Annotated in this window: 3 protein-coding genes; all 3 read left to right on the forward strand. The window is 41.4% G+C overall.

Annotated features, from left to right (window positions below):
• A partial coding sequence (locus tag ACTIE6_RS21925; protein WP_439558668.1) for a hypothetical protein occupies positions 1-1087 on the forward strand: 1087 nt, incomplete at its 5' end.
• Positions 1088-1099: 12 nt separating this feature from the next.
• A complete protein-coding gene (locus ACTIE6_RS21930; protein WP_439558669.1) occupies positions 1100-2200 on the forward strand; it encodes a glycosyltransferase family 4 protein in 1101 nt (366 codons plus the stop codon).
• Positions 2201-2561: 361 nt separating this feature from the next.
• A partial coding sequence (locus ACTIE6_RS21935; protein ID WP_439558670.1) for a hypothetical protein occupies positions 2562-2972 on the forward strand: 411 nt, incomplete at its 3' end.

The following is a 2972-nucleotide window of genomic DNA, read 5'->3' on the forward strand; positions in this document are numbered from 1 at the left end:
ACCGTATCTGAAAAGCATTAATGGAGGTAGAATTGTCAAGGACTTCAACTATTCCCCCTATATCAACAAATTCCTGAGTGAACATAAATATGTCATCTTTCCCGCCTATCCCCTGACTATCGGCATTGATGACTCGTTTAAAGGTTATAAAAGGCATATTTCGGTAAGCTCCGGCAACAGATTGTATTTTCCGGCAGGCAGTTCATTGGTTTGCCCTACTACTATGAAGACGAACGGATACATGTGCTTCATCGCATGGGATATCAAAGATGTATTCATTGACGGGATCAATCTGGTAGGCAGTAAAGCAAATCCTGATTATGTCACCTCAGCAGCCGGTGCCGGCATTGCCATGTATGCACCCGACAATGTTATAATTGCCAATGCAAAAGTAACGAAGAGTTCAGGAGATGGCGTAACTGTCCGCGTTCAATGGAACAAGCAGAGTCGGGACATTACGATCAATAAGTTGGTGGTTAACGATGCAACGCGGGTTGGTATGTTGGTTACCGGGATTATCAATGGAGATTTCAGGGATATAAGCATAGAAGGTACAGGAGAAGAGGATAAAACCAAGGTAGTTAAGCCGCAAACAGGATTGTCCTTTGAGCCTAATGATTGCACGAGCAAGTACGTAAACTGCAAGTTTTATAACCTGGAAACAAAGAACAACCTCGGACCCGTACTTGCAACAACCAACTTTTATGCAATCTTCACAAAAAACACGTGTGGGGTGAATAAGATCGACATTACGATTGATAAATGGACCGATTACACAGATGATCCCAAGGCTTATGGCGCCTCATTGGCCATTGCCAGCGGAGACATGACTCCTTACGATACCAAGGATATTTCTGGAACTTTCACTATTATTAACCCCACTATCATCAGGAACACGGTTAAGCCTAATTACTATTTCTTCCAGGGCACAGGCGAGTCTAGAAAAGGCGGTGTAAAATACATCTTGTCTAATCTGAAACTGGTACATCAGGGGAAAACTTATACCTTGAAGAACCGATCGAACAACGAAAAGATCAAGAATTTGATAGATCAGGCAAACGCGCGAAATAAGGTATTGATTAAATAGCTATTTCTTCCATTGAGTTCAAGGAAAAGATTAACTTACGTATTACACAGCATTGCAATTGGCGGCGTGGAAGTTGCTTTGTTATCAGCTGTGCCCGCTCTTCATAAACAGTACGAGCTCACAATCATAGTACTGGGGAAGATCAATGCAGAAATCATGTCGCATTTATCCGAGGAGGAGAAACAGGTTTTCGTCCCGCTCGACTACCCCGTTCCGCTTTATCCGATTGTACTTCCCAAGATTGTTCGCACCATATTACAAACCCGCCCGGATATACTGGTCTGCTCCCTCTGGCGCAGTTCATTGGTGGGTACATTATGTAAAATGGCTGATAAGAATATCAAATTATATTCATTTATACACAGTACCGACTTCCCTCATGCTTTTGCGAAGCAGTTTAATAAATACGCAGTTCGGAAGGCTGATTTTGTTTTGGTAGATAGCGCTGCAACAAAAAAGTATGTCGCAGATCACTTCAAGCCCAAAGCTGAAATTAAGGTGGTGAGCTTTCTCACCCGCTCAACACCAAGCGTCAACAAGGCAATTGCGCCACAGACACAAGATAATGTCCGCTTCATGTTTCTGGGCAGGATAAATAAGGTAAAAAACTTACCTGACGCCATCGAGCTTATTAAGTATCTCCACCAGAATAATGTAAAAGCCCATTTCGACATTTACGGCAGGGACGATGATGGCACTGCGACTGGCTTGCAACAGATTATCAGTGAAAGTGATTTGAATACATATATACAGTTGAAAGGGGAGGTAACTGGCTCTCAAAAATGGGAGATCTTTCCAAACTATCACTTTTACCTTCAATTAAGCTTCAACGAAGGAATGGCGATGAGCGTTACCGAAGCGATGCAGAATGGCGTTGTAAGTGTAGTTTCACCTGTCGGAGAAATCGTAAACTATTCAACAGATATGGATTCAGCGGTATTCATAGACGTTCATAACCCCGCAAAAAAGAATGCTGATTTTGCCAAAGTGTTGAATGTAATCCAGAACCCTGCACTATACAGCAAACTCTCTTCTAACTGCCACGCGAATTTCGCTTCAAAGAAGCTCTACGCCGATTCTCTTATCGAGCAAATTGAGACGACTTACTCCTGAATTATAATTTCAAGTTCGACTCTACTTCGCAAAATCAGATAGATTTTTCTCTAAATAGCACTGCTGCGTAGTCAAACATGTTCTACAAGACTTAGCTGCGTTTCTCTCACATATTCGTATCCACCATTTCAAAATTTGTAACTTTCGGTTGCTAGAAAAAATTTACACTTTGCTTTGTAGTAGAGAGTTAGGTCTAAATATACCCCAGTCTTCACCTAAGGCGACTTTCATGTATCAGATCAAATATTCAGATTCCAAAAATTAAAAATTTGTAGAACTAATTGACAAATATCATTTTTCACTTGTAGAACTTTTGATTTAGATTTGTAGTTAAACTACAAACTTATTTAATTCTAGACCTGTGAAAAGATCTACAATATTAAAAACAATTTGTTTTCTGCTGTTTGCTAATTTATCCTACGTAGTAAACGCAGCGCCACTGATCGACCCGATCAAATTCTCATTAGGCACCCAAGCCACGCATGTCGGCCTGAATGAAGAGTTCCAGATTGAAATCAAGGCGAGCTACATGTACCTTCCTTCCACAACCGTGTTTGTCTTTGAGGGATCAAATGCGTTCAGGTTGAAACTGATCTTACCTGACGGCTTTGAACAAACAGGAGGTACCTTCTCTGATTTCATCGGTGCAGAGCTTTCATCGACCAAGCCCTATGTATCTTACACAGTGAAAGGAAAATTTACCCGCAACTCAGGTGACGGGGTTTTCCAACTTTTACGCAGCCACAGAAAAGCAGATAACCAAAGCAACTAT

Origin of the sequence: Dyadobacter sp., assembly GCF_051859145.1 — a bacterium.
Classification (GTDB): domain Bacteria; phylum Bacteroidota; class Bacteroidia; order Cytophagales; family Spirosomataceae; genus Dyadobacter.